A 20,932-nucleotide genomic window follows, 5' to 3' on the forward strand; every position below is an offset into this window, starting at 1 on the left:
AAGCGGTCGGCGTGGTTCGGCGCGTCCATCTTGCCCCACAGGTCCTCCAGAAGCGGCGCGAAGCTGTCGGGACCGTCGAGGCATTCGGTCAGCAGTTCGGTGAAGCGGCCCTTGGGCAGCAGGTCCACGTCCTCGGCGAACATGGTGAAGATGCAGCGCATCAGGAAATGCGCGACCTCTTCCGGGGGATGGTTGCGCTCCAGCCGGCGCGAGACGGCGGCGAGGCGCTCGGCGATCTGGCGGGTGACGCGGGCGGCCTCACGCGAGGGGTCCAGGGACTGAGGCTCGGTCCAGATGGCGCGCAGGCGCTCGACGATCCTGTCGTCGCGCAGATCCTCCAGCTTGATGCGGAAGCCCTTGCGGTCCGGGAAGGGCGAATAGGCGCGGCCGGAGCCCGAGAAGTCGGCGTAGACCTCGAACACGTAGCCCACGTCGCAGACGAGGATGAAGGGTGGGGCCGGGTGGTCGGCCGGGAGACGGAAGACGTAGTCCTCGGCCTGGCGCCGGGCGTGGCGCATGAGGATGTCCCAGCGCCCCTCGGCGGCGGCGGTGGAGGTCTGTTCCTCCTCTCTGAACAGGCGCGGCTGGTCGTCGCGGATCTCGGCGCGCGACTGCTTGGCCTCCAGGATGAAACAGCCGCGCTTGTAGAGGTCGATGCGGAGCGTCGAGGACAGGGCTTCGCTCTCGCGGCGCTTCACGCCCCGTTCGAAGACGTAGTCGTTATGCGCGGTCTGGTGGCTGGCGGGATCGGGGCGCGGGAGGGAGAGAGCTTCGCAGAGTTCGGTGAGGAACATCTGGTAGTTGGCGCGCTCGGCGCCGCCGCGCGCCACGCTCCAGCGGGCGATGAAACTCTCGACGTCCACGCGCGACCCTCCCGGCGCTCACATGGCGTGAAAGAAGTCCTGCTGGCAAGTCGAGGGCTTAGCTCAGACCCACCTCAAACCGGTCCGGCCGCCGCGCGTCAAAGAACGGCTGCGTATCGTTGGCGCAGTCGAGCCAGGCCGTGATTTCCTCCGGCTCCAGGATCACCGGCTGGCGGTCGTGATAGTCCGCCAGGAAGCCCTCTGACGGCCCGGTGAAGATGGTGAAGGTCGCCGTCTCTCCTACGTCCGAGAGTTGGACACGCGACCAGACGCCCGCGAACCAGATCAAGCCCCCATCCTTTCGGGCGAACCGATGCTTGACCTTGGCGCCCTTCTCCCCGGTCCACTCGTACCAGCCTGACGCCGGCGCGACGCAGCGCTGGCTCTTCACCGCCGCCCGGTACATCGGGCTCACGTCAGTGCGGGCGTTGAAGGTCGAGAGGGTCTTGCCGCCCTTGCCCCGGCAGGCGGCGTCCAGCGTCTTGCCGTTCGCCCAGAAAGGGATGAACCCCCAGCGCGCCTGTTCGACGTGAAAGGCGCCATCCTCCAGCCGGGCGATGGCCTGCCGGGTGGTCGGCCTCACGTCGTCATTCGGCTCGAGGTTGAGCGGAGCCGTCGCCACCGTCCCATAGGTCGAGAGCGCGCGATGGATCTCCGCCCAAGCGAAACGGCCGGTCGTGTCATAGCGTCCGCACATTAGGCAATCACCACCGCCCGCAGCCCGTCCGGGCCCTCGCCGGGACGCAGGGAACTGCCTTCAACCCGATCCTCGCTCATACGGCGGGCTTCGAAAACCTGCCCCCGCGCCAGCTGCGGGCCAAAGCCGCCCTCCAGGACGACGGGCAGATCAGGCGGCAAATCGGATAGAGCGGCGATCAGGTCGGAGACGGCCAAGGCTGCCTTCATGTTCTCCCGGCTATCACGGGTCTGGCAGCGCGACCACATCGGCAAACGCGCGTCCAGTGGCCGACTCTTCTACCTTCACTTCAGCGGCTCAGTTCGAGTCACCCCCGGTTGCTTTCGCCCTATCGGATTTCGGCGACCATCCTGACCCGAGCGGAGGGGCGAAATGACGGACCGGGTCGCTACGATCGAATACATCGGCAACATGGCCGATCAGCTCGCGGGAATGGCTCGTGAAGCGGGCCTGCCTCATCTGGTTTCGCTTCTCAACTCGGCGGCTTTCGTTGCCGACCGAGAGTGGCTCGCCGCCGCAAAGGAAAGGGCCGCCTTGGAGGCACATCCGGACACAGGCGAGTAGCCATCTCACTCGAAATGGCCGGCGCGGCGGTCTGCATCTGGATCGCGGTTACCGAGCGCTCTAGGCGGTGGCGTGTCATATTCACCTTAGCGGGAGCGGCGTTGGTAGCCCTCGGAGTGTGGCGGTCGTTCGCCTAGCCCTCTCACCGACCTCGCCTCGGACGGCTCGTGACCTCCCGCAACTTTCGCTCGACCTCTGCAAAGCAGGCCCTCGCCGACGCGCGGAGATAGTCCGCTTCGGCCAATAGGCCCGCTTCGCGGCAAAGGTCTGCCAGGTCGCATAATGCGCGCTTGCAGTGGTCGATTACGGCGGAGCGGGATCGGAACTGAGGACGCCTCGGCACGCGATGTAACCGAAAGTTGTATTGGTCCTCTCCCTAAAGCTCAGGTTGGCCCCGTTGGCAAGGCAACGGTCGTTCGCTCCCTGATTCGGCTTCGAAAACAAGATGCCTCGCCGGGGATACGTCCGCTTCTGTCGCAGCGGTGTTGGAGAACGCAAATGGGCGGGGCGATAGACCCCGCGGTCAGTGGAAGGGGTTGAAGACATGGACATTCATGCGGAGGTGGTCGCCGAGCGGTCACAAGCGCAGCAGGCGCTCTACGAAGTGATGGCAACCGACCTGGAGCACACGCTCAGGCTAGTCGAGCGGAGGGATCGGGCCGATCTGCGCCAATCCATCGCCGAGCGTTGCCGAAGGCTGGCGCTGTTCGCAGAAATCGGCTTGGTACTAAGCCTGTCGCCCGAATAGCCCGCGCGTAGCTGGCTAGGCGGAGCCCCCATTGGGGGCTCTTTTGCATTTCGAGAGCAGGGGTGGGGTCGCGCTCCCCGACGACTCGATCCGGCGTTCGGCTGAAACCTGGGTTCGTCGCCTAGGCGGCTCCTGAGGGGGTAGAACGCCACAGCCGCGTGAGCCTGGCATTTCAGGAGGCGTCCAACTCGGCGAGAACAAGGCAATGGTCTGACAGCCCCTCACCCGAGTAGGTAATCTCCTCAAACCTGATCAGGCGGCCGCCTGCCCGCGCCCCCAGGACGATGTGATCGATGAAGGCCGGATAGCGAGGATCACAGCCTGCCTGCTCGGCACCGGAGGCGAGGGTAAGGTCCGCCCCAAGGGGGGCGCCGTCATCCCACTCCGACCACACAGCATCGCCAGGCGTGGCGAGGCGGCGGTTGAAGTCGCCCAGAACAGCGAAGCTCTCCCCCGCCGAAGCCCGAGCGTCGATCCAACGCTCGACGACGGGCACCTGTCGGAACAGCGTGTCGCAAGCTTCGCTTCGATCTCCCGACGAACATCCGGACTTCAGATGGACCGCAAGGAGCCGGATCGGCTCTGCGCCGACAGGGTTGACGGTGATGTCGACACCGGATCGGAGGTTGGGGTCGTCTAGGGACAGTTCGGCCAGGTCTGGGTGGCGGACGAACATAACGTCCCGGCGAATGGCGAAGCCTACTGCTTGACGGTTCAGGTAGAGCCCAGCGAGCCCACGGCACTCTGCCCGCGGGCCTCCCCCAGGCCGCTCCTCTAAGACGACCACGTAGTCTTGCGGATCGAAGACGCGGTAGGCAGCGGCCTCGCTCTCGACCTCCTGAAGCGCGACGATCTCAGGCCTCACAGCCGCCACGTGGGCAGCGAGCGCTGCGTAGTCTGGGTCCTGGCGCGGACGGCAACCGCTGTCGTTGCGTTCAGCCAGGTGCTCAACATTCCAAGTGGCGATCGTGAGCAGGTCAGCGCGGTCCGGCTGGCCTGGGAACAGCGCGCATCCGCCGAGGCTGGCTATTAGGGTCGTCAGCAACAAGCTTCGCATGGCGGGTCTCCTGCCTAGGGGAGTGCCACGCCCGCAGCATCATCGCTAGACGCCCCAAAGCGGACATTCCGAATGTCCGCTTTCCACCCATTGCGGACATAGGCTCCAGTCGCACATGGACTGACGCTTGACCGCGTCCCCCGCGTTGTCTCCCTTAGCCATGGAGGTGGGCATGGCTCTGTATCGCGTGGCGGGAGAGGGTTTCGAGCGAGTCGCCGAGACCACGTTCCTTCAAGAGAAGCTACAGGAGAGGCAGGACCTCCAGCGCCTGCTACGCGCCGACATCACCGTGCTCGGCGACGACCTTATGGTGGTCACTCAGGAGTTCGGCGAGTGGGAGGACAGCAACCGGAGGATCGACCTTCTTTGCCTGGACCGAGACGCCCGGCTGGTCGTGGTGGAGATCAAACGAACCGACGACGGCGGCCACATGGAGCTTCAAGCCATCCGCTACGCCGCGATGGTGTCGGGAATGACGTTCGATCAGTTAGCAGCCGCCCACGCTCGCTACATCAGTGGGGACCACCCCATGGCGGAGGCGGCCCTATTGTCTTTTCTCGGGTGGGAGAACGAGACCGAAGGGGCCCTGTCCGACGAGGTTCGGATTATCCTCGTGGCCGGCAACTTCTCGCGGGAGATCACCACCGCGGTCCTGTGGCTCAACAAACAGGGCTTGGACATTCAGTGCTTCAGGATGAAGCCGCATAGGCTGGGTTCGGAGGTTCTTGTCGACATTCAGCAGCTCATCCCGCTCCCCGAGGCCGCGGACTATGAGACCAAGCTCAAGGCCCAGCGCCAAGAAGAGAAGCGCGTGCAATCAGCACGCCGTGAAATCTTCTCGCGCTTCTGGGGGCAGTTGATTGAGCGAAGCCGGCACCGCACCCAGGTGGTCGCCAACCGAACGCCCAGCAATGACCACTGGCTCACGGGACGGATCGGCAAGGGTGGGTTCGACTTCAACTTCGTGCTCAACCAGCATGAGTCTTCCGTCGAGTGTTACATCTCGTTTGGCCGCGGCCGCTCGGACGATGCCCTGGCGGCCTTCCACCGACTGGAGGCTCAAAAACAGGAGATTGAAGCGGTCTTCGGCGGCGAACTTCTGTGGCAGGACCTGCCCGGAAAGCTCGGGTGCCGTATCTCGTCTCCTCGGATGGAGGGCGGGTGGAGAACGGCTGAGGAGTCCTGGCCGGATCTTCAAGAGCGTCTCATCGATGCGATGGTGAGACTTGAGAACGCGCTCAAAGCTCCGATCATGGCCCTGAAGGTCTAGGCGCTCTCAGGCGGAAGTTCGTCCGGCAAGGGCCGCAGCCCCGGCAGCCACGCCTTCATCTCCCAGACCGCCTCGCCCTTCACCTTCCAGTCCATGCTGTGCTCATCGATCACGTAGGCGCTCGAGGCCCAAGCTAGGCCATTGCAGGCTGGGCAGCGCTCCTTGGCATGCTTAGCGACGCCAACCACCGTCATCCGCTCATCGCCCAGGCCGCGAACTCTCAGGCTGCGAACCTCGTCGGAGACAGGGACGAACCGGAAGTCGGTGCAAGGCTTCTCCTGGCAGGTTAGCCGCACCCGAGTGTTCGGCCGGCGCGGGATCTGCTCGAGGCGTAGGGCGACCTGCAGGGGCGCGCCACGACGGGCCAGCTGGCAGCCCTCCAGCCGATTGCAGCGCCAGAGCTTGGCAAGCCGGGTCATGGTCACACTGCCCAAGCCCTCGCTCTCTAAGGCACGTGGATCGATCGTCACCCAGCGCCGGCAGCCGGTCGCGTCACAGCGCCCTTTGATGTCCTGGCGCCTCATGGCGAAGTCGCGGACCAGCTGCCCCGGCTCGGCGACGCCGGTGGCGTCTGACCAGCCAGGAGGCAGGTAGCGGCTCATGGCCGCCATCTATGTTCCGCGTTTGTTCATGGTCAAGGGGCGAACCCCCTAATGAGACCGATGACCAACATCACGGCGAATATGAAAACTGCCGCCCCTATTCCCGACATGGATCCAGCCGCCGCGAGGGCGAGGCGCCTCAGCCGAGGCGTGTCCTCGACAGACGCCGCAACCCAAAGCGCGAGCGGGGTGAAGCCAGCAGCCGCTAGGCCAGCAAATAAAAGAGACGCGGCAACGCCGACGTCGTCGTTGAGGCGCCCTGCATTATCTGGGTTCGCAGCGGCAACCAGGAGGCCGGCCAGCGCCGTTGCGTTGGCAACCGTGACCGAGGTTGTGAATCTGCGGAACCAGAAATTGGCGTCGGCTTCGCGTGCTTGGTTCCGTTCCCGCTGGGCGGTTGCCTTGGCCTGTGCGTCCGCCAATTCTCTCTGGGCGCTCGCAGTACTGTGCTGCGCAGCCGCTAGCACTTTTGTGGCCTCGGCCTGAATGTTGGCGGCAATGATCTGAGCGTCAGCGAGTTGAATTTGAGCTGCTACGGCCTCGGACTGCGCGCGCGCGGATTCGGCACTTGAAAGGGCCGTTTCGACGTGGGCCAGCCTGCTACGAAGCGTGTCCAACTCCTCACGATAGGCCCAAGCCTGCGGGCCCGTCAGGTTACCTTCCAGCCCCCGGATACGCTCCACCAAGGCGTCCCGCTCGCGTTCGAAGGTCTTGATACTTTCAGAGCGGTGTTCGGTCATAGTGGTGCCCGCCACCCTGCCGCCCGAGCCTCCTCCTCAGAGCAAAACCAGCGCTCGCCTTCCGATGTGCCGATTACAGTGCGAGCGTAGGCCGGCGAGCCCGGCAGGTGATAGATGCGCTCGCCGTCGCGGTTGATGTTCCCTTTGATGGTGCAGCCGGGAGGCTGCTCCGGCGCGGGCGGCGAGGATGCGTCAGCTCTGCGGTGTTCCGCCGGCGTTACAAACTCCAGCGACCAGAGCCCCAGGCCCGCAGCCTCGGCCTCCTGCTCCTCTGCGACGTAGTCAGAGCTGTATCGGCGGTAAGCCAGTGCCCAGCCCTGAGCGACCATCCAGCGCCCAAGATCCTCGCCTTCGACTAGGCAGACCGCGACAAGGCGGCGGTAGCGATCTCGCTCGGCTCCCTGACAGGCGACGGTCTCTCCACCGATCATCCGAGACAGCGCGTAACGGGCGACCTCGCCACAGGCAGTCTCCCCGCACCGCTGGTCGATCTCTGGGGCGTCGATGCCGTGAAGCCGGATGCGCTCGGCGCCGATTCGCAGCGTGTCGCCGTCTATGACCTCCGCAGGCCCGGCAATGACGATCGGATCGATGAACAAGCGCGGCCTCCCGACCCGAGAGGATCAGGCCGCTAGCGGGCTGTAAAGTGTAGCGTGGCCAACGGCACTTTCTCAGAGAAAGCCCGCGGTGCGTCCCCCCGCATATGCGCGGGGCTAGAAAGGACCCCCGAGCCAGAGGGCGCTTGGCGAGTTGCCAGTGCGCACCCCGCCGATCAAAAGTATCCGTGGATGAGGGAGGCTCCGGTTATGCGAGTGCACGAGTACCATCGGACATTGATGGAACACCTGGATGACGAGCCCGGGGAAGCCTCAGCCGTAGGGCAGGCGGCCCTACTACAGGTGGTGGAGGGGGTTCCCGGCGCCGCAGGCCAGATGCTCGAACGCGGGGTGTGCGTGTCGTCTTCACTAGATGCTCGTCACACGGGAGTCCTCTGCCTGCGGGACCAACGGGGCGGCCTTGAGATGGTTGTCCGCGGGTGGGAGGGCCAGTCGCTCTTGGTGAGTGATGTCTCTTATCCGACGTCCGATGAGGACGCATTGGAGCACTTCATCCGCAACGGGGTTTTGCGGCTGGCGGGGCAACTCTCCCAGTCGCTCCGCGCTGCCGGCGCAGGAGCGCGTTGGGCTGAAACGGGGCATGCGTTGGTCCGCTGGCTTTCGGCTCAACCGAGGAGCGCCCACGATGCTGACGCATAGCGTGCCGTTGAGTGCCTCGGTTCCCGCGGGCCCGGGGATTTACGGGTGGTGGTTCGCCGATGACGCGGTCGCCGAACTGAAGATTCGACCGGAGGACACCGCACGCCACGGTCTGCGAGCTGTCAATCGCTGCCGGGAGACTGGATACGCCCTGCTATACATCGGCAAAGCACAGAAGCAGACGCTCGCCGAGCGCATAAACAAATGGCACTTGCGCCGAACCACGGCCAGCACGCTACGTGTTTCAGTCGCGGCCCTTCGCGGGCTTCGTCGCATCGCTCGGGATAGGCTCGCGTCCCCTGATATGGAGATCGAGCTTTCCGAGTGGATGCATAAGAGCTGCCGCATCTCTTGGGAGCAGTCCGACGATGCCGGCCGCGCCGAAACTCAAGCTTTCCTCGAAGCGTACACCCCGCTGAACCTAAAGGGCTGCCCTCGCAACGACTTCCGGCGAGATTTGCTCAAACTTCGAAAGGTTGCACCCTGAGCGTGGACGATTGGGCCTCGATCTCGTTCGACCTCACGCCCGGGCAGAGAGAGCGGTTGCGCGTTTGGCTCACCACGACCGCCTTCCCCAACGCCGTGGCTATTCAGCGTAGAGAGAGACGCGATCTACCCCAGCCGCTGCGGCAGGCTTTCGAGGACAGTTGGGCGATCGGTAGGCCCTATTATGGAGCTGCGGGTGCTGGGGTGACCGTATCTTTTCAGATTAGCAACCTCGGCGTCCTGGCCAGCGCAAAGGAGCCCGCTAGTGGACTAAGCATCATGCTGTCTGATTTAGAGTCGATTTAGGTCGCTTCGCTTGGAACTTGGTCGGGTGTCGGACAATCAATTGAGGCAAGTTTTTATTGGGTTCGACTCAGCCTGGACTGACAATGTCCGTAATCCCGGCGCAATCTCTGCTCTGCACGTTGATGGGGCGAAAGTCGATTTCCTGCCTCCCAGACTGGCGTCCTTTGAGCAAGCTCTGGCCTTCATAGCCAAGATCAGCGCGGACGCGGATTACGTCCTGACGGCCGTCGACCAGCCGACCATCGTGCCCAATCAACATGGTTGCAGGCCGGTCGAAAAGGTCGCGGCAAGCGTGGTCTCTCGTCTGGGTGGCGGTGTTCAGCCAGCACGACGGGGTGGCGGAGGAGCGGCGATGTTCGGCGACCATGCGCCCATCTGGCGCTTTCTCGGGCGAGTAGGTGCTACACAAGACCCGCACGCCGCGCGAGACGCCGACAGCGGAACCTACTTGATGGAAGTGTTCCCGGCTCTGGCGTTGCCCGCCTTGGTGCCTTCCATCTGGGATAGGCGGCGAGCCGCCAAGTACAATCCTGCGGCGCGACTGTACGAGCATTCCGACTGGATCCTCGTTGCGAAGGGCGTCGCCGAGGTCGCCGAACGGCTTGGCGTGGCACAGGTCGCCAGCTTTGCGAGGGGACTGTCGTCTGTGAAGCAGCCGCGCAAGGCCGATCAGGATCGCCTCGACGCCGTGATCTGCCTGCTGATCGGTCTCATCTGGCGGAGACGACAACCACTGGACTGCCTCGTGCTGGGGGATGCGGTCTCTGGCTACATCGTCACTCCGGTGTCGGCTGAAACCGAGCCGGTTTTACGGAATGCGGCGCTCAAGCACTCCGTCAAGGTCGACGCGGAGTGGGAGAACGCACCTGTCGGAACGCCGGTGCCCTGTGCAAAGGAGATGGCGCCGGGTTCGGCCGTCGACCTTGCCGGCCCCCCAAAGGCCGCTTTGGTCAGCGGTCAGATGCGTGGGCCTCGCGCTCAGAAGGCCAAGGCCACGATCTCGGCGAACGAACTTCGTGAGTTCCTCATCCAGACGGCTCGCGCGCGCGGTCTGGTCACCTACGGGGATGTAGCCGGGGCGTTTGGCTTCGCCTGGACTCAGGGATTTGGCGCTTCGCTGACCGCGGCGCTGCGCGCCCTAGATCTAGAGAACACGCAGCGAGGCGAGCCGTCTCTGATGGCCTTGGTTGTGAACAAGCAGAGTCGTCTGCCGGGTCAGGGCTACTACGACATGCTTGGCGAGGGATCGGCCGATACCCAACGCCGACGAGAATTGCTCGCGGCGGAGGTGCGGCGATGCGCCGAATGGGACTGGGGCTAGTGCCGAGCCGCTGGCGAGTTAAGTCAGCCGGTCCCTTAACACGCGACTTAACACGCACCAGCCCTTGCGGGGTAAGACGTTGGCGCGTGTTAAGTCTGTCGCTGAGTTAAGTGTCAGCGGCTCGCTTAACTCGTTCCAGACCACTTGTAGAATGGATCACGGGCTTCACGATCAGGTGAGCGGCCGAAGTCTCAAAACCGGTTCCCCTGCGGTTCCCCAGCGCTAACGTCTAGCCGAGCGGAGAGGGGAGGGCGCTGGAAAATAACAGGAAAATGGTACGCCCTCTCGGACTCGAACCGAGGACCCTCTGATTAAAAGTCAGATGCTCTAACCGACTGAGCTAAGGGCGCGCCGTTACAAAACAATGCGTTACCGGACGCCGCGAGGCGCGGTCTGGTGATTGGTTTGTAGCGCGGGTTCTGTTTCATTCACCAGCGGAGGTCAAGGGTCAGTCCCATGACAGCTGGCTTCGCCTTGCGTGGCGCTGCGCGGCATCGCGAATCCCCGTCGCCAAGCCGCGGTAGAGAACTTCAGAGCGGACTAACGGCTCGCCTGAGAGCGAAGCAGGCTCAGGCGGCGCGCCTCGGCGGCGGAAATGCAGCGCGGAGCGGTCCACTGGTCGCCACGGGCCTCCGCGGCCAGCACCTCTTCGGCGGTGACAAAGACGATCTCGCCATGTTCGCGCTGGAACGCACGCCGCGTTTCAGGGGCGCGGTCGCAGACATACAGAACACGCTGGACCGAGGGCGCGTCTCCGGTCCGACCCGCGGCAGGCGTGGCCTGGGCGAGAGCGAATGTAGGAGCGGCGAGCACGGCCGCGGCAGTGATAGCAAGGGTCCAATTCATCGAAACCTCCTCCGAGTTTCGACGGCAGGATGCCTCATAATGTCGGAAAGGCAAAGAAAAGATGACAACACGATGACGATTTGAGGACAGATTATTGACCTGACGGCCCAGCCCACGCCTGTACAGAGATCCGACGTGTACAGATCAAAAAGCCGGATAAGAGTAGGGCGCGCGTCCATCTGTTCATGACGCTTAAATGTCAGAAGCATGTCGAGCTTCTTCGACAAACCTCCACTTAGGTGTCACTGAGCGTCACTAGACACTCGCCGCAGGTGGGCAGGCGATGTCGACATCCCGCAGCGCGGGAGCGGCCGTTTGTGCTCGAGCCGCCCTTGCTGTGGAGATCATCATGTTCAGCGCCTCTCGTACCAAAGCGACCCTCCTGGCCGGTGCGGCCGCTATGCTTCTCGCCGCCTGCGGCTCCTCTGAAGTCGCGTCGCCGGGTGAGGGCGGCTTCGGCGGCGGCGGCGGTGGTAGCGGCGGCGGCGGCGGCGGCGGCGGCGGTGGCACCGTCCCGGCCGATTGCCCGACCGGCTTCTCCAACGTCGGCCTTACCAACGGCCTGCGCACCTGCCAGCTGCCTGCCGTGATCATCGGCAACCTGGTGGTTCCGGCCCGGACAGGCACCGTCTATTCGCTGGGCGGCCGTACCGACGTGGGCCGTGACCTGGGTCCCGATCCGTCGGCTCCGCTGGGCACCGGCGCACAGGGCGTCCTGACGGTCGAGCCTGGAGTGCGAATCTTCGGCTCGTCGGGCGCCGACTACATCGTCGTGAACCGCGGCTCGCAAATCTTCGCCGAAGGCACGGCGACGAACCCGATCATTTTCACCAGCCGCGCCAATATCGAAGGCACCACCACCGGCACCTCGATCGGTCAGTGGGGCGGCATCGTCCTGCTCGGTCGCGCCCCGACGGCGTCCTGCCCGGTCGGCGTGACCCCGCCGAACATCAACTGTACGGCCCAGGTCGAAGGCACCAACGCCTTCTACGGCGGCAACACGCTTGCCGACAACTCGGGTCGCCTGCGTTACGTCCAGATTCGTTACTCCGGCTTCGAAATCGCGCCGGGCAACGAGCTTCAGGCCCTGACCCTGGCCGGCGTCGGCACCGGCACGACCATCGAGTTCGTCCAGTCGCACAACTCCTCGGACGACGGCATCGAGATCTTCGGCGGCCGGGTGAACCTGCGCCGTATCGTGGTGACCGGCGCGGACGACGACAGCCTGGACACGGACACCGGCTGGCGCGGCGCGGGTCAGTTCATCATCATCGTCCAGCGCGACAATGGTGGTGACCGCGGCTTCGAAGAGAGCTCGGCCGGTGACAACGTCAACCTGAACTCGCGTCCGCAGTGGTCGAACGTCACCCTGGTCCACCGCAACGGCGGCGGCGACGGCATCGTCCTGAACACCGGCACCGACGCGACCTTCCTGAACACCGTCGTGACCGTTTCGCCGACCGGCAGCACCATCGCCTGCCTGGACATCGACGACGCAGCCACCGTGGCGGCGGCTCCGGAGTTCCAGTCGACCTATTTCTCGTGCCCGATCGCCTTCCGCGACGACTCGAACGTGAACGCGGCGGCCACCTCGCCCTTCTTCACCGGCGGGGCGAACAACACGGCCAATGGGACCTCCACGCTCACCGGCGTCGGCGGCAGCCCGGCGATCGTGAACGGCGCCAACGAGTCGGCGGTCACCGCCATCAATCCCGTGCCCTACAACGCCTTCTTCCAGAACGTGACCTACATCGGCGCGGTCCAGAACGCGTCGGACACCTGGTGGCAGGGCTGGACCTGCGGTCTGCAGACCGGCTCGTCCTGCTGACGAACGGAACCGGGAGGCGGTGGCCGGGCCACCGCCTCCACTCCGTTTCTTGTTCCATTCGAAGGCGCTGACCATGACAAATTTCCACACGACCCTGGGTGGTCTCCTCCTGGCGACAACGGCCCTGACCACGCCGGGCTTCGCGTTCGCCCAGGACGCCCTGCCGCCGCAGGAAGAAGAAACCACGGTCGAGGAGATCGTCATCATCGGCGAGTTCATCCCTCAGCCGATGCGGGAAACCTCGGAGATCGCAGCCTTCCTCACCGATGAGGATCTGGCGCGCACCGGCGACAGCAACGCCGCGGACGCCCTGACGCGCGTCACCGGCCTGTCGGTCGTCGAAGGCCGCTTCGTCTATGTACGCGGCCTGGGCGAGCGGTACTCTTCGGCGCGGCTGAACGGCTCGCCCCTGCCGAGCCCCGAGCCTCTGCAACGCGTGGTGCCGCTGGACCTGTTCCCGTCGAGCATCCTGCGCAGCGTGGCGGTCCAGAAGACCTATTCGGCCCAGTACCCCGGCGAGTTCGGCGGCGGCATCATCGACCTGCGCACCCTGATCACGCCGGTCGAGCCGTTCCTGACCCTGTCGATCGGGACGGGCGGCGACACCGAGACGACCTTCCAGGAAGGTCTGATCTATTACGGGTCCCGGACCGACTTCACCGGCTTCGACGACGGCACCCGCGACGTCCCGGGCGAGCTGCGTGACGCCATCGCGACCGGCAACCGCGTCGTCGTCGGCGCCAACTTCACCGCGGACGACATCCAGCGCATCGGCTGGGACTTCGTGAACGCGCCGCTGAATCTGCTTCAGAGGCAGGAATACATCCCGGCCGACTTCGAGTTCGACGTCAGCGGCGGCACATCCTGGCAGACCAGCTACGGCCAGGTCGGCATGATCGGCGTGCTCGGCTATTCGAACACCTGGCAGACCCAGAACGGCCAGCAGGGCGAAGGCCGCATCGACGCCGGCAACCTGATCGCCAACGCCGATTACGAGTTCAGCTCGACGAACAACAACGTCGGTTGGGACGGCCTGTTCGGCCTCAGCTTCGAAAACGACAACCACGTCTTCCAGTGGACCAACCTGTATATCCGCCGCACGACCAAGGAGGCGCGGTCGCGCGCCGGCAACGACTTCGACGCGCCGGGCACGGGCGAGGTCCGCGACGACTACACCGCCTGGTACGAGCGCGAGCTGTTCAACACCCAGCTGACCGGCGAGCACACCTTCGGCCCGTGGCAGTTCGACTGGCGCACCGCCTATGCGGAGACGTCGCGCGATGCTCCCTACGAGAAGGTCATCCGCTATTCGATCGATCCGACGGGCGTGGCCTTCCACGAGGGACAGCGGAACTCGACCTCGTTCAGCGAGCTGTCCGACAGCGTGACGAGCGGCGGGTTCGACCTGTCCTACACCATGCCCCTGTCAGACGAGCGGGACGCCATCTTCTCGTTCGGCGCCGAGACCTACGATAACCAGCGGGACTCGATCCAGCGCGTCTTCAGCTTCCAGTTCAGCGGCACGGACGACGACTTCCAGCGCCAGCGGGTCGATTACCTCTTCGCCGACTTCAACCAGGGCCCCGGCCTGGTCCAGCTGGTCGAAACGACCGGCGGCGCGGGTGCGGCCGCCTATGACGCCTCGCTGCAGGTGAACGCGATCTACGGCCAGGCCGACGTCGCCATCATCCCGCGGGTCCGCACCTCGGTCGGCCTGCGCTACGAAGAGGGCGAGCAGTCCGTGCGCCCGTTCGACCTGTTCGGCGGCGTGGCTCCGTTCCCGGCGACCACGATCGAGAACGAGTACTGGCTGCCGGCCGCGACCGTGACCTGGAACTTCGCCGAGGACTGGCAGCTGCGTCTGGGCGCCTCGCGCACCATCGGCCGGCCTCAGTTCCGCGAGCTGGCTCCCCAGCAGTATCTGGATCCGGACAGCGACCGTCTGTTCTTCGGCAACCCGTATCTGACGGACACCGAGCTGACCAACCTCGACGCTCGGGTGGAATACTACTTCGGCCGCGACCAGTTCGTGACCGCCGGGATCTTCTACAAGGACCTGGAAAATCCGGTGGAATCGGTCGTCAACGACGCCGGCTCCACGCTCCAGCAGACCTACATCAACGCCCCGGCTGCGACGCTGTACGGCTTCGAACTCGACGCTCGCCGCTGGTTCGACAGCCCCTTCCAGGGCGCGTTCTGGGACGCCAAGCGCTGGTTCTTCCAGGCCAACTACACCTACACCAGCGCTGAACTGAGCGTGGAGTCCGGCGACACCGTCTTCCCGCTCTCCGGCGCGGGTGCGGGCCAGCCGGCGACCAACTTCTTCAGTGACGGCGACCGCCTCCAGGGCCAGTCCGAGCATCTCGCCAACCTGCAGTTCGGCTGGGAGGACGATCTCGCGCAATCGCAGGCCACGGTGCTGTTCACCTACGTCAGTGAGCGCAGCTCGGCCCGCGGCCGTCCCGGCGAGCCGGACATCGTCCAGGATCCGGGCCTGATCGTTGATTTCGTCTATCGGCGCGGCTTCGCGGTCGACGGGCGCGACTATCGGTTCGGAATGGAAGTCCGCAACCTGCTCGGCGAGGACTACGAGGAGTACCAGGAGGCGTCGGGCCGGGTCGACATCCTGCGCTACGACCTCGGAACGAGCGTGTCCTTCTCCCTCGCGACGGATTTCTGATCGCGGGTTTTCACAAGACTGTCGCTTTCCCGTCTTGAAGTCGGGAAAGCGCGGTCGCCGGCTTGTTGTTAGGACACCGGCATGATCAGTATGTGGAACATATCCGCCCGGAAGCCCGACTTCCGGGCGGCTTTCCGCGAAATGGGGCCTGGAGGTTTGCTCGCGGCCGGGACCGTCGTCCTGACCGCGCTTCTGGCCGTGCAGACGGGACGGCTGATCTGGATCGTCGCCGTGCTGCCTGGAGGACTCGGGGAGACGTCTGCGCCGCTGACCGCGCCGGCTTCGACCGCTGATCTGTCTATCCTCTCGCGCTTTGACGCCTTCTATCGCGGCGAACCCGCCGGCGATCCGCTGATCGAATCTCCCGCAGCGCCCGCGTCGGGCGGCGGCTCGTTCCAGCTCTTCGGCGTCAGGGTGGCGGCGGGAGGCCGGGGCTCCGCGATCATCGCCGGTCCTGACGGTCGCCAGGTCTCGGTGGGCGTTGGAGAGGAAGCCGCCCCCGGTGTCGTCCTCCTGTCGGTGGCGAACGACCATGCGGTGATCCGCAGGGGCGGCCAGACCGAGCGGCTGGAGTTTGCCCCGGCGTCTGCGGTCACGGCGTCCGCCCCGACAGGACCCGCCGCGCCGCAGGGGGGCGTTGCTCCAGCCGGCGCCCCTGCCTCTGCCGGCGCCGCGATCGACCGGGGCAATGTCGTCAACGCGCTCGGCCTGCGGCCCCGCCGACAGGATGGACGCGTGAACGGCTTCGAGGTGGTCCCGCGCGGGGCCGGTTCGGCCCTGGCCCAGGCCGGGCTGAGGGCGGGCGACGTGATCCTTACGATCAACGGCCTCGAAGTCACCGTCGAGAACCAGGCGGAGATGCTCGCCGAGCTTCGCGCCGCCCCGCAGGCCGTCATCGGATTCGAGCGCAACGGCCAACCCATGTCAGTCAGCCTGAGGACTCCCCAGCCGTGACACGCCTGATTTCCGCCCTGCTGGTCGCGCTCGGGCTCGTCTTGGCGCCGCCCGCCGTCGCCCAGCAGCAGACGCTGAACTACCAGAACGCGGACATCCGTGCGGTCGTGCAGGACATAGCGCGCGTGACCGGGCGCACCTTCATCGTGGATCAAAGCGTCCAGGGCACGGTCACGGTGGTTTCCAACCAGCCGCTGTCGCGCACCGAGATGTTCGAGGTGTTCGTCTCCACGCTGCGGGCCAACGGCCTGGTGGTCGCCCAGACCTCTTCGGGCGCCTATCGCATCTCTCCCGCGGAAGGGGCGTCCAGCCTCCCGGGCGCGGCCGGTGTTGTAACCGAAGTGTTCCGTCTACGGACCGTTGACGCCGTCGCCGCCGCCGAGGTCCTGCGGCCCCTGGTGTCGCCGGTCGGACAGGTCCTGCCCAACCCTGGCGGCAATACGCTGACCGTCGCGGACTACGCCGACAACCTGCGGCGAATCCGGGGCCTGCTGTCCCAGCTCGACCAGGACCATTCCAGCGTTCAGACGGTCAGCCTGACCAACACCTCTGCGCGCGAGATCGCCGACGTCCTGACCCGCGTCATGGGGCTGGCTACGGCGGAGGCGGGGGGCTCGACCATCCTTTCGGTCACGCCAGTCGAATCAAGCAACTCCGTCGTCCTGCGTGGCGATCCGGAGGTCATCTCGCGGGCCCTATCGCTCATTGCTGACCTCGACGCGCGAGCGGGCACGAGCGGCGACATCCGCGTCATCCACCTCCAGCACGCCAGCGCCGAACAGCTGCTGCCCGTGCTCCAGCAGCTGGTCGGCCAGACGCCGGCGGTCCCGGCGGGAGAGGATGCGGCGACCGGGTCGGCCGCTGGCGCGCCCGCGGCCGGCGTCGGTGGGGGCAATGTCTCGATCGCCCGCTACCCCGGCGCGAACGCCCTGATCATCGCCGCCAATCCCGAGACCCAGCGCACGCTCGCCGAGGTCATCCGCCAGCTCGACACCCGGCGCCAGCAGGTGCTGGTCGAGGCCATCGTGGTCGAGGTGTCGGACAACGCCGCCCAGCAGCTGGGGGTGCAGTTCCTGCTCGGCGGCGGCGAGGACGGCCAGATCCCGTTCATGGCCACCAACTATTCGAACTCGGCCCCCAACCTGCTCGCCATAACCGGCGCCCTGATCGCCGATGACGAGCTGCCCGAGGACTCCGGCCTGCTGGAGAGCCTGCGCGAGGCGGCGATCAACTCCCTGACCGGCGCGACGGGCATCACCGCGGGGATTGGGGGGCAGAACGACAACGGGGCCCTGTTCGGCTTCATCCTGAACGCCATCCGGCGCGACACGGCCTCCAACCTGCTGTCGACGCCGTCGGTCATGACGCTCGACAACGAGGAGGCGACCTTCCTGGGCGGCCAGGAGGTCCCGGTCTCTACCGGTGAGGTGCTCGGTGACGCCAACAGCAATCCGTTCCGCACCATCGAGCGCCGCAACGTCGGGGTGCAGCTGGATGTCACCCCGCAGATCAACGCGGGCGGCGGCATCACGCTTGCGCTGCGCGTGGAGGTGTCCTCCGTCGCCGGTCCGATCAGCGAGGACTACCAGGAGCTGATCTTCAACAAGCGCGAGGTGACCACCACGGTTCTGGCGGACGACGGTGACATCGTCGTGCTGGGCGGGCTGCTGGATCAGAACGAGCGCGTGTCTGTGCAGGGTGTGCCCTACCTCCAGGACATCCCAGGCGTGGGCGCCCTGTTCCGCTCACGTGGCCGCGAGGCGCAGCGGACCAACCTGATGATCTTCCTGCGGCCCACCATCATCCGTTCGGCGGGCGACGCCCAGCGGGTCAGCGCCCGGCCGTTCGAGGCGCTCGTGGGTCAGCAACGGCTCAACGATCCGAACGGTCGCAGCTCGCTCGAGGCCTTGGTTCGTGAATACATGCAGGACGAGCCGCCGAGCGCGGGCGGTCCGGTGGCGACCTTCCCGCAGACGCCGATCGAGAGCCAGCCGCTGCCGCCCGTCGGAGGCGCGGAGTGATCACTCTCGCGGACCCGCAGCTCAGCTACGCCTTCGCCAAACGCGCGGGCGTGGTGGTGATGGCGCTGGACGAGGACGCCCATGTCGGGCTGCGTGAGGGCGCCGACCCGTCGGCCCTGGTCGAGGCGCGCCGCGCGCTCGGCCGCCCGCTCAAGGTCCAGGCCCTGACGCGTCAGGCCTTCGACCGCCGGCTGTCGGAGGTCTACGCCTCCGACGCCCTGTCCGGCGCGCATTCGGACGCGGACATGGATGTGCCCGGCGGGCTGGGCGGCCTGGTCGAGGACATGCCGGAGGCCGCCGATCTGCTGGACGCGCAGGACGACGCTCCGGTCATCCGGCTGATCAACGGGGTCATCGCCGAGGCGGTGCGGCTTGGCGCCTCGGACATCCACATCGAGCCGTTCGAGACCGCCCTGCTGGTCCGCCTGCGGGTCGACGGCGTCCTTCGCGAGGCGGTCAGTCTGCCCAGCCGGATCGCACCGCTTCTTGTCTCGCGGGTAAAGGTCATGGCGCGGCTCGACATCGCCGAGCGCCGTCTGCCCCAGGACGGCCGCATCGCCATCGCGCTCGGCGGCAAGACCCTCGACGTGCGTGTGTCGACCCTGCCGTCGAGAGCGGGCGAGCGGGTCGTGATGCGCCTGCTCGACAAGGACCAGGCGGACCTGCGACTGGACGAACTCGGCATGGGCCCCGAGACGCTGCGCGCCTTCCGCGCGGCCCTGGCCGAGCCGAACGGCGTCATCCTGGTCACGGGCCCGACCGGCTCGGGCAAGACCACGACCCTCTACGCCGGCCTGTCGGTCCTGAACGACCGCACGCGCAACATCCTGACCATCGAGGACCCGGTCGAATACGCCGTCGAGGGCGTCGGCCAGACCCAGGTGAACACCAAGGTCGGCATGACTTTCGCTGCCGGCCTGCGGGCCATCCTGCGCCAGGACCCGGACGTCGTCATGGTCGGCGAGATCCGCGACGTCGAGACAGCGCAGATCGCCGTCCAGGCCTCGCTGACTGGCCATCTGGTGCTGTCCACAGTGCACACCAATGACGCGGCCGGCGCGGTCACCCGCCTGCGCGACATGGGGGTGGAGCCGTTCCTCCTGGCCTCGACGCTCAGACTGATCCTGGCCCAGCGACTGGTGCGACGTCTCTGCCCGGACTGCGCCCGGGACGAGCCGATCGACATGGCGACCGCGCGGCGCTTCGGTCTGAAGCTTCGGCCGGGTACGCCCGTGAAGCGGCCGGTCGGCTGCGCCGACTGCAAGCAGACTGGCTATGTCGGCCGCATCGGCATCTACGAGGCCATACGCGTCGACGATGCGGTGCGTCGCCTGATCGTCCAGGAGGCCGACGAAGACGCGATCGTTCGGACCGCGCTCAAGCCGTCAGGCGGGCTGGCCGCCTCGGCGCTGGCCGCCGTCGAAGCGGGCCTGACCACCATGGAAGAAGCCGTTCGGGTCACCCGCCAGGACGCAGGGGCGGACCATGGCGGCGTTTGACTACATCGCCTTGGACACCGCGGGCCGCCGCAAGGCGGGCGTCCTCACCGCGGCGGACGAGGCCGAGGCGCGACAGGCGCTGGCGAAGCGCCGCTTGGCGCCGGTCAAGGTCCAGCCCGCCGCCCGCAAGGCCGAGGCCCCCGCCGACCCCAGGGCGAAGCTGTCCTCGCGCCAGCTCGCCCTCGTCACGCGCCAGCTGGCCACCCTGACCGCCGTCGCCCCGCTGGAGGAGGCGCTGGCCACCCTCGCGCTGCAGGCCGAGAAGCCCGCCGTGCGCCGGGTGCTGGAGCAGACCCACGCGGGCGTGGTCGCGGGTTTTCGCCTGTCGGACGCCATGTCGCGGCAGGGCCGGGCCTATCCGCCGCTCTATCGCGCCATGGTCTCCGCCGGCGAGGCCTCGGGCTCGCTGCCCGCGATCCTGGAGCGGCTGGCCGACCTGCTGGAACGCGAGCAGCAGGTGCGCGGCAAGGTGACCACGGCCCTGGTCTATCCGGCGGTGCTGGCGGCTACGGCCCTGATCGTCGTGGCCTGCCTGATGGCCTTCGTGGTGCCCAAGGTGGTCGACCAGTTCCAGACCATGGGCCAGACCCTGCCGCTGCTGACCCGCATCGTCATAGGCGTCTCGGATCTCGTGCGCGGCTGGGGCTGGCTGATGCTGCTGCTGACCGCCTTGGGCGCGGCCGCGCTGGTTCAGGCGCGCAAGCAGCCGGCCTTCCGCCTCGCCTTCGACGGCTGGGTCTTGCGGCTGCCGATCCTGGGCCGGCTGATCCGCGACCTGCACGCCGCGCGCATGGCGCGCACGCTCTCGACCATGATCGCCTCGGGCCTGCCCGTCCTGGAAGGGCTGAAGATCACCGCGCCGACCGTTCACAACGCGGTGTTGCGCCGCGCGACCGAGCAGATGGCCTCGGACATCCGCGAAGGCGGGGGCCTGTCGGCCGCCATGCGCCGCGCGGGCGTCTTCCCGCCGATCCTCGTACACATGACGGCCTCCGGGGAGAACGCCGGCCGGCTCGAGCCGATGATGGAGCGCGCCGCGGACTATCTGGAGCGCGAGTTCAACACCTTCACCGCCGTGGCGCTGAGCCTGCTCGAGCCCGCGATCATCGTCCTGATGGGCGGGATCGTCGCCGTGATCGTCCTGTCGATCCTCCTGCCCATCCTGCAGATCAACACCCTGGCCCTGAGTTGACC

The 20,932-nt window shown here is 66.4% G+C and carries 19 protein-coding genes and 1 tRNA gene; 11 read left to right on the forward strand and 9 right to left on the reverse strand.

Translation table 11 applies throughout. From position 1 onward, the window contains the following. The 3 genes from Q0M60_RS04615 to Q0M60_RS04625 form a co-directional block, all read right to left on the reverse strand. A partial coding sequence (locus tag Q0M60_RS04615; protein ID WP_366855547.1) for a type IIL restriction-modification enzyme MmeI occupies window positions 1–863 on the reverse strand: 863 nt, incomplete at its 3' end. A 58-nt stretch (window positions 864–921) separates the two neighbouring features. After that, the gene (locus Q0M60_RS04620; RefSeq protein ID WP_296816535.1) at window positions 922–1,560 is read right to left on the reverse strand and encodes an SOS response-associated peptidase; all 639 of its coding nucleotides are present in this window, start codon (window positions 1,558–1,560) and stop codon (window positions 922–924) included. After that, window positions 1,560–1,757: a hypothetical protein gene (locus Q0M60_RS04625; protein ID WP_296816538.1), complete on the reverse strand. Its 198-nt coding sequence runs from the start codon at window positions 1,755–1,757 to the stop codon at window positions 1,560–1,562. Before Q0M60_RS04625 ends, Q0M60_RS04620 begins: the two co-directional genes overlap by 1 nt. A 175-nt stretch (window positions 1,758–1,932) precedes the next feature. Between Q0M60_RS04625 and Q0M60_RS04630 the strand changes: the two genes are divergently transcribed. Continuing rightward, window positions 1,933–2,124, forward strand: a complete 192-nt coding sequence (locus Q0M60_RS04630) for a hypothetical protein (protein ID WP_296816541.1) — start codon at window positions 1,933–1,935, stop codon at window positions 2,122–2,124. Window positions 2,125–2,668: 544 nt separating this feature from the next. Then, complete coding sequence (locus Q0M60_RS04635; protein WP_296816544.1) at window positions 2,669–2,872, forward strand: hypothetical protein; 204 nt, start codon at window positions 2,669–2,671, stop codon at window positions 2,870–2,872. Window positions 2,873–3,044: 172 nt separating this feature from the next. Here Q0M60_RS04635 and Q0M60_RS04640 read toward each other — a convergent pair whose 3' ends face one another. Next, window positions 3,045–3,929, reverse strand: coding sequence for an endonuclease/exonuclease/phosphatase family protein (locus Q0M60_RS04640; RefSeq protein ID WP_296816546.1), 885 nt, complete (start codon window positions 3,927–3,929; stop codon window positions 3,045–3,047). 172 nt (window positions 3,930–4,101) lie between these two features. Here Q0M60_RS04640 and Q0M60_RS04645 point away from each other — a divergent pair, with 172 nt between their 5' ends. Then, window positions 4,102–5,199 carry a DUF4268 domain-containing protein gene (locus tag Q0M60_RS04645; protein WP_296816549.1) on the forward strand — a complete coding sequence of 366 codons (1,098 nt, stop codon included), beginning with the start codon at window positions 4,102–4,104 and terminating at the stop codon, window positions 5,197–5,199. Here the strand turns inward: Q0M60_RS04645 and Q0M60_RS04650 are convergent. The 3 genes from Q0M60_RS04650 to Q0M60_RS04660 are packed head-to-tail and all read right to left on the reverse strand — an operon-like array spanning window position 5,196 to window position 7,140. Then, window positions 5,196–5,801, reverse strand: a complete 606-nt coding sequence (locus Q0M60_RS04650; RefSeq protein ID WP_296816552.1) for a hypothetical protein — start codon at window positions 5,799–5,801, stop codon at window positions 5,196–5,198. The genes Q0M60_RS04645 and Q0M60_RS04650 overlap by 4 nt on opposite strands. Window positions 5,802–5,833: 32 nt before the next feature. Beyond that, window positions 5,834–6,541 carry a hypothetical protein gene (locus Q0M60_RS04655; RefSeq protein WP_296816555.1) on the reverse strand — a complete coding sequence of 236 codons (708 nt, stop codon included), beginning with the start codon at window positions 6,539–6,541 and terminating at the stop codon, window positions 5,834–5,836. Further along, the gene (locus Q0M60_RS04660) at window positions 6,538–7,140 is read right to left on the reverse strand and encodes a thermonuclease family protein (protein ID WP_296816558.1); all 603 of its coding nucleotides are present in this window, start codon (window positions 7,138–7,140) and stop codon (window positions 6,538–6,540) included. The genes Q0M60_RS04655 and Q0M60_RS04660 overlap by 4 nt, the downstream gene beginning before the upstream one ends. Window positions 7,141–7,783: 643 nt before the next feature. On the opposite strand from Q0M60_RS04660, the gene Q0M60_RS04665 reads away from it, so the two are divergent. Together Q0M60_RS04665 and Q0M60_RS04670 are read left to right on the forward strand one after the other, a co-directional pair. After that, a complete protein-coding gene (locus Q0M60_RS04665; protein WP_296816561.1) occupies window positions 7,784–8,284 on the forward strand; it encodes a GIY-YIG nuclease family protein in 501 nt (166 codons plus the stop codon). A gap of 330 nt (window positions 8,285–8,614) precedes the next feature. After that, entirely contained in the window at window positions 8,615–9,910 is a 1,296-nt protein-coding gene (locus tag Q0M60_RS04670; RefSeq protein ID WP_296816564.1) for a DUF429 domain-containing protein, read from the forward strand. 273 nt (window positions 9,911–10,183) lie between these two features. On the opposite strand, the gene Q0M60_RS04675 is transcribed toward Q0M60_RS04670, so the two are convergent. Next, window positions 10,184–10,260, reverse strand: a tRNA-Lys gene (locus tag Q0M60_RS04675). Between the two features lie 190 nt (window positions 10,261–10,450). Further along, entirely contained in the window at window positions 10,451–10,756 is a 306-nt protein-coding gene (locus Q0M60_RS04680) for a hypothetical protein (RefSeq protein WP_296816568.1), read from the reverse strand. A gap of 400 nt (window positions 10,757–11,156) precedes the next feature. Between Q0M60_RS04680 and Q0M60_RS04685 the strand changes: the two genes are divergently transcribed. The 6 genes from Q0M60_RS04685 (at window position 11,157) to gspF (ending at window position 20,930) form a co-directional block, all read left to right on the forward strand. Next, window positions 11,157–12,584: a hypothetical protein gene (locus Q0M60_RS04685; protein WP_296816570.1), complete on the forward strand. Its 1,428-nt coding sequence runs from the start codon at window positions 11,157–11,159 to the stop codon at window positions 12,582–12,584. Between the two features lie 73 nt (window positions 12,585–12,657). Further along, window positions 12,658–15,264 carry a TonB-dependent receptor gene (locus Q0M60_RS04690; protein ID WP_296816573.1) on the forward strand — a complete coding sequence of 869 codons (2,607 nt, stop codon included), beginning with the start codon at window positions 12,658–12,660 and terminating at the stop codon, window positions 15,262–15,264. Window positions 15,265–15,345: 81 nt separating this feature from the next. Continuing rightward, window positions 15,346–16,218, forward strand: coding sequence for a type II secretion system protein N (locus tag Q0M60_RS04695; RefSeq protein ID WP_296816576.1), 873 nt, complete (start codon window positions 15,346–15,348; stop codon window positions 16,216–16,218). Then, entirely contained in the window at window positions 16,215–18,239 is a 2,025-nt protein-coding gene (gene gspD, locus Q0M60_RS04700) for a type II secretion system secretin GspD (protein ID WP_296816578.1), read from the forward strand. The genes Q0M60_RS04695 and gspD overlap by 4 nt, the downstream gene beginning before the upstream one ends. Continuing rightward, window positions 18,236–19,738, forward strand: coding sequence for a type II secretion system ATPase GspE (gene gspE / locus Q0M60_RS04705; RefSeq protein ID WP_296816579.1), 1,503 nt, complete (start codon window positions 18,236–18,238; stop codon window positions 19,736–19,738). The genes gspD and gspE overlap by 4 nt, the downstream gene beginning before the upstream one ends. After that, window positions 19,725–20,930 (forward strand): type II secretion system inner membrane protein GspF, encoded by a 1,206-nt coding sequence (gspF, locus tag Q0M60_RS04710; protein WP_296816581.1) that lies wholly within the window; start codon window positions 19,725–19,727, stop codon window positions 20,928–20,930. The genes gspE and gspF overlap by 14 nt, the downstream gene beginning before the upstream one ends. The last annotated feature ends 2 nt before the right edge of the window (window positions 20,931–20,932 follow it).

It is taken from the genome of Brevundimonas sp., from assembly GCF_024711105.1.
GTDB lineage: Bacteria > Pseudomonadota > Alphaproteobacteria > Caulobacterales > Caulobacteraceae > Brevundimonas.

Coding starts and splice junctions, on each gene's coding strand:
- Q0M60_RS04680 (WP_296816568.1), bottom strand. CDS start 10,756: ATGAATTGGACCCTTGCTATCACTGCCGCGGCCGTGCTCGCCGCTCCT.
- Q0M60_RS04620 (WP_296816535.1), bottom strand. CDS start 1,560: ATGTGCGGACGCTATGACACGACCGGCCGTTTCGCTTGGGCGGAGATC.
- Q0M60_RS04685 (WP_296816570.1), top strand. CDS start 11,157: ATGCTTCTCGCCGCCTGCGGCTCCTCTGAAGTCGCGTCGCCGGGTGAG.
- Q0M60_RS04690 (WP_296816573.1), top strand. CDS start 12,658: ATGACAAATTTCCACACGACCCTGGGTGGTCTCCTCCTGGCGACAACG.
- Q0M60_RS04650 (WP_296816552.1), bottom strand. CDS start 5,801: ATGAGCCGCTACCTGCCTCCTGGCTGGTCAGACGCCACCGGCGTCGCC.
- Q0M60_RS04665 (WP_296816561.1), top strand. CDS start 7,784: ATGCTGACGCATAGCGTGCCGTTGAGTGCCTCGGTTCCCGCGGGCCCG.
- gspF (WP_296816581.1), top strand. CDS start 19,725: ATGGCGGCGTTTGACTACATCGCCTTGGACACCGCGGGCCGCCGCAAG.
- Q0M60_RS04640 (WP_296816546.1), bottom strand. CDS start 3,929: ATGCGAAGCTTGTTGCTGACGACCCTAATAGCCAGCCTCGGCGGATGC.
- Q0M60_RS04655 (WP_296816555.1), bottom strand. CDS start 6,541: ATGACCGAACACCGCTCTGAAAGTATCAAGACCTTCGAACGCGAGCGG.
- Q0M60_RS04635 (WP_296816544.1), top strand. CDS start 2,669: ATGGACATTCATGCGGAGGTGGTCGCCGAGCGGTCACAAGCGCAGCAG.
- Q0M60_RS04695 (WP_296816576.1), top strand. CDS start 15,346: ATGATCAGTATGTGGAACATATCCGCCCGGAAGCCCGACTTCCGGGCG.
- Q0M60_RS04630 (WP_296816541.1), top strand. CDS start 1,933: ATGACGGACCGGGTCGCTACGATCGAATACATCGGCAACATGGCCGAT.
- Q0M60_RS04645 (WP_296816549.1), top strand. CDS start 4,102: ATGGCTCTGTATCGCGTGGCGGGAGAGGGTTTCGAGCGAGTCGCCGAG.